The 4,574-nt window shown below is 44.1% G+C and carries 4 protein-coding genes; all 4 read left to right on the top strand.

The features are described from left to right. Nucleotides 1-1,375: NAD(P)-binding domain-containing protein (locus AC37HE_RS05300; RefSeq protein WP_500781747.1), on the top strand; the 1,375-nt coding region annotated here is incomplete at its 5' end. A 47-nt stretch (nucleotides 1,376-1,422) separates the two neighbouring features. After that, the gene (locus AC37HE_RS05295) at nucleotides 1,423-3,006 is read left to right on the top strand and encodes a cytochrome c3 family protein (RefSeq protein ID WP_500781746.1); all 1,584 of its coding nucleotides are present in this window, start codon (nucleotides 1,423-1,425) and stop codon (nucleotides 3,004-3,006) included. Continuing rightward, nucleotides 2,985-4,223 carry a hypothetical protein gene (locus AC37HE_RS05290; protein WP_500781745.1) on the top strand — a complete coding sequence of 413 codons (1,239 nt, stop codon included), beginning with the start codon at nucleotides 2,985-2,987 and terminating at the stop codon, nucleotides 4,221-4,223. Before AC37HE_RS05295 ends, AC37HE_RS05290 begins: the two co-directional genes overlap by 22 nt. A gap of 24 nt (nucleotides 4,224-4,247) precedes the next feature. Further along, nucleotides 4,248-4,574: hypothetical protein (locus tag AC37HE_RS05285; protein WP_500781744.1), on the top strand; the 327-nt coding region annotated here is incomplete at its 3' end.

Raw genomic sequence — 4,574 nt, 5'->3', positions numbered from 1 at the left:
GCGCTGGCTTTTGGTTACCGTTGGATTTTTTGATATGAGTGAAACACTGGTTGAAAATATCGTTATATACGGGCTTGTGGCCTTGGTCTTCGGAATGATTCTTTGGGTTTACCTCCGTAAACTTCGGCGACAAAACCAGTCAGTCGCTAATAAAATAGAACAGGCTAAATCAGCGGGCCTTTACGAACCGGTGTCGCTTCATCCGGTGGTCGATCCGAAATCGTGTATTCAAAGTGGTGCCTGTATTTTGGCTTGTCCCGAAAAGGATGTTCTGGGAATTGTAAACGGTCATGCAACGACTATCAATGCCTCTCGATGTGTGGGACATGGTGCCTGTTTCCATGCTTGTCCAACCCAAGCCATCACCTTATGCCTGGGAACAGAAAAGCGGGGAGTGGACCTGCCTCATGTTGATCAGAACTTCGAAACGAATGTTTCCGGCCTGTTTATTGCCGGCGAAATCGGTGGGATGGGGCTGATCCGTAATGCTGTGGAACAGGGACGGCAAGCTGTTGAGAATTTAGCAAAAGGATTGAATCGGAGTATCGTGGCTGATTATGACTTAGTCATTGTTGGAGCCGGTCCGGCCGGTATTTCAGCCTCTTTAGAGGCTAAAAAGTTAGGATTAACTACGCTCACCCTGGAACAGGATTCGCTGGGAGGAACAGTCTTTAGTTTTCCCCGTTCAAAAATAGTAATGACTTCACCAATGGATCTTCCGCTACATGGTAAAGTTCGCTTGTTTGAAACCAGCAAACAGGAGTTGCTGGATTTGTGGCAACTGGTACTTGGAAAATATGCAATTACTATTCAGGAGAATGTCAAAGTTGAAGCGATAAGCCAGGTGAATGGTCATTTTGAGCTTTCAACACAAAGCGGTGAGACTTATACTGCGCGAAAGGTTTTATTGGCGATAGGGCGTCGTGGCACACCCCGAAAGCTGAATGTTCCCGGAGAAGAGCATTCCAATGTGGCTTATCGGTTGCTGGAGCCGGAGCGGATAAGGGGAAAAAAGATTTTGGTAGTTGGTGGTGGTGACTCTGCTATTGAATCAGCCTTACTGCTGGTCGGACAAAATAAGGTCGTACTTTCCTACCGGGGGGAAGTTTTTTCAAGACTGAAACCGGCCAACAAGCAACGAATTGAGGAAGCGGGAAAAACAGGAAAACTGCAGGTGTTGTTTCGTTCGAATGTTGTTCGGATTGAACAGTCTGAGGTTACAATTGCGGTTGAAGGGGAACAGCAGGCAAGGGAGATTGAAAACGACTTGGTATACATCTTCGCAGGGGGGGAATTGCCGACTCAGTTTTTGGAAAAAGCAGGTGTCAAGATTAGCCGGAAATTTGGAGAAGCCGTTCTGAAGCATAAAATTTAGGCTCCCGGACAAGTACCGGACTCACTTATTATAAGACCATAGAATAGTTGAAAAAGCTAACCTACATATTGTTACTGTTCCTTACACCTATAGTGGTGTTTGCTCAAATTTCTCCCGGTGAGTTAACCTTGGCGCATCAGAAACTGGAGGGACTGAGTAATTGCACTCAATGTCACGTATTAGGCGAAAAAGTGACGAACCAAAAGTGTTTAGCCTGTCACGAAGAAATTCAAGCATTAATTAAAAACGAGGATGGTTATCATGCTTCGGTTGAGGTGAAAGGTAAAGATTGTTTTGCCTGCCACAGCGAACATCATGGACGTAACTTTCAATTGATCCGGTTGGATGAAGCGAGTTTTAATCACAATTTGACCGGTTACAAATTGATGGGTAAACACCGGGAAGTAAAATGTGCAGACTGTCATCAGGTTAAGAATATTCAACAAGCCTCTTTGAAAAAAAAGAAGGGGAGTTTTCTTGGCTTAGCGCAAAAATGTCTTTCCTGTCACGAGGATTATCATCAAAACACATTGCCGGAGGATTGTGCTTCCTGTCATGGTTTCGAGTCGTTTAAGCCGGCCGTAAATTTCGATCATCAGAAAGCGGCTTTCAAATTAAAAGGTAAACATCAGCAGGTGGCTTGTGAAAAGTGTCACCCAAAGGCGGAGCGACAAGGGAAGGATTTTCAGCAATTTTCAGGGGTGAAATTTGCGAATTGTACATCCTGTCATAACGATGTGCATCAGAATAAATTCGGACAACAATGTACATCCTGTCATAACGAGAATTCGTTTCATCAGGTTGCCGGATTAACAAATTTTGATCATCAAAGAACAAACTTCCCCTTGGAAGCTAAGCATCGGCTGGTTAGTTGCCGATCATGCCATCAGCATTCATTAACTGCACCTTTAGCGCATGATAAATGCACTGATTGTCACGATGATTATCACATGGGGCAGTTTACCACCAAGATGAGTAAGCCGGATTGTTCTGCCTGTCATGATGTAACCGGTTTCGCTGGTTCATCGTTCACCATAGAAAAGCACGATCAATTGAAATTTAAATTGGAAGGAGCTCACCTGGCAACACCTTGTTTTGCTTGTCACAAAAAGGAGAGTAGGTGGGAGTTCCGGCAAATCGGGGAGCGTTGTGTAGATTGCCACGAGAATATTCATCGTGGTAAAATTGCTGAAAAATATATGCCGCAACAAAATTGTCAGCTGTGTCATAGCGTTATAACATGGTCTGAGGTTGAATATGATCATCAAAAAACCGGTTTTGCATTAACCGGTAAGCACGCCATAGCAGATTGTCGTTCGTGTCACTTTAAAAAGGAGGGTAATCAAGTTGAACAGTATTTTTCCGGATTGAATAAAGACTGTGAAAGCTGTCACCGAGATATACATAGAGGACAATTTCAGGTAAAGGGAAAAACGAATTGTGCCAATTGTCACCAGTCGAATGCCTGGACTCCAAGTTATTTCGATCATGACAAGAGCCGCTTTAAGTTGGAAGGGCAGCATGCTCAAACAGCTTGTGTAAAATGTCATCCGTCAGTGCAAGATCAGGAGGGGACATTCACGAAGTACAAACTAAAAAATGAAATTAGATGCGCCGATTGTCATTATTAGTTTTCCTGTTGGGGATCTTCCAGATCAGTTTTTCTCAGTCGCCTCATGGGAAAGATTTCAAGATAGATTGCGCTTCATGCCATTCGCCTGAAAGCTGGGACCTGTTACAGTTGGACAAAACGTTCGATCATAGCCAGACATCCTTTAAACTTTTAGGGGCACATCAATTGGTTGAGTGTAAGGCCTGTCACACGAACCTGGTTTTTTCTGAAGCAGAGAGCGAATGTGTATCCTGCCACCTGGATATGCACAACAATACGCTGGGATCTGATTGCCAGCGCTGTCACAATTCGCAAAACTGGATCGTAACGAATGTGAATCAAATACACCGGCAAACTCGCTTCCCCTTAACCGGAGCACATGCTACTGCCGATTGTTTTGAATGTCACCTTACTGCCAGTAATCTGCAATTTGAACCGTTGAATATTGATTGTATCAATTGCCATCAAAAGGATTACATGGCAACAACCAGTCCCAATCATCAGGAGGCAGGCTATTCAACTAATTGTGTAGACTGTCACAGTGCTCATGCTGTTTCCTGGAACGCGACCAATTTCGAACATGATTTTTTCCCGCTTAGCGGTGGACATGCCATTAGTTGCTTCGAATGCCATACCAGCGGAACATTTGGGAAGTTGCCAACTGATTGTATCTCTTGTCATCTGTCCGATTATAATGGCACAACAGATCCGAATCACCAACAGGTTGGTTTCTCGACCAACTGTACGGAGTGTCATCAAACAAGTGATCGTAGTTGGGATGTTGCCCGGTTTGATCATAGCACATTCCCGCTTACCGGAGGACATAGCTCTGTAAGTTGTGCGGACTGTCATACTGATCCGGGTGTGAAACCATCAACTGACTGTTTTGCATGTCATGAAAATGATTATAATTCAACGACAGATCCGAATCATCAGCAAGCTGGTTTTTCTACTGATTGCAGTCTTTGCCACACAACAGATTCCGGATGGGATGCCGCCGATTTCAAACAGCACGACAGCCAGTATTTTCCGATTTACTCGGGTAGGCATAATGGAGAATGGAGCTCCTGTGTAGATTGCCATAACAATAGCTCCAGTTATGCCGACTTCACCTGCTTCACCTGTCATGTGCATAATCAGACGGATACCGATAGCCATCATCAGGAGGTATCCAATTACAGCTACCAAAGCGAGGCTTGTTATTCTTGTCACCCTACAGGGCGAGCTGAGGATTAATGTGTTTCAAACAGAAAAATGAACATGTTGCAAGAAATACAAATACCACGAATACTATTGGAGCCTACTGTTGGCAGGATCCTTTTATTGACCGTATTGGTGTGTATGTTCTTGCCGGTTCAGGCACAACACAAACAAAATGAATTTACAGGAAAGGTGACCTATATCACCAGTCAAAATATATATGTGCGTTTTGACGGGACAAATGATTTGTTGGTTGGCGATACTATTTTTATCCGGAATGGAGACAGCTTGGCTCCTTTGATGCTGATTGAATCAAAGTCGAGTTATTCTGTTATTGGAAAACCATTTCCTGATATGGTTGTATCGTTGGGGCAGGAAGTCATTGGT

Source organism: Mangrovibacterium sp. (assembly GCF_059905295.1).
The sequence above is the reverse complement of the archived record's forward strand: the minus strand, read 5'-3'. Positions and strand labels throughout refer to the sequence as shown.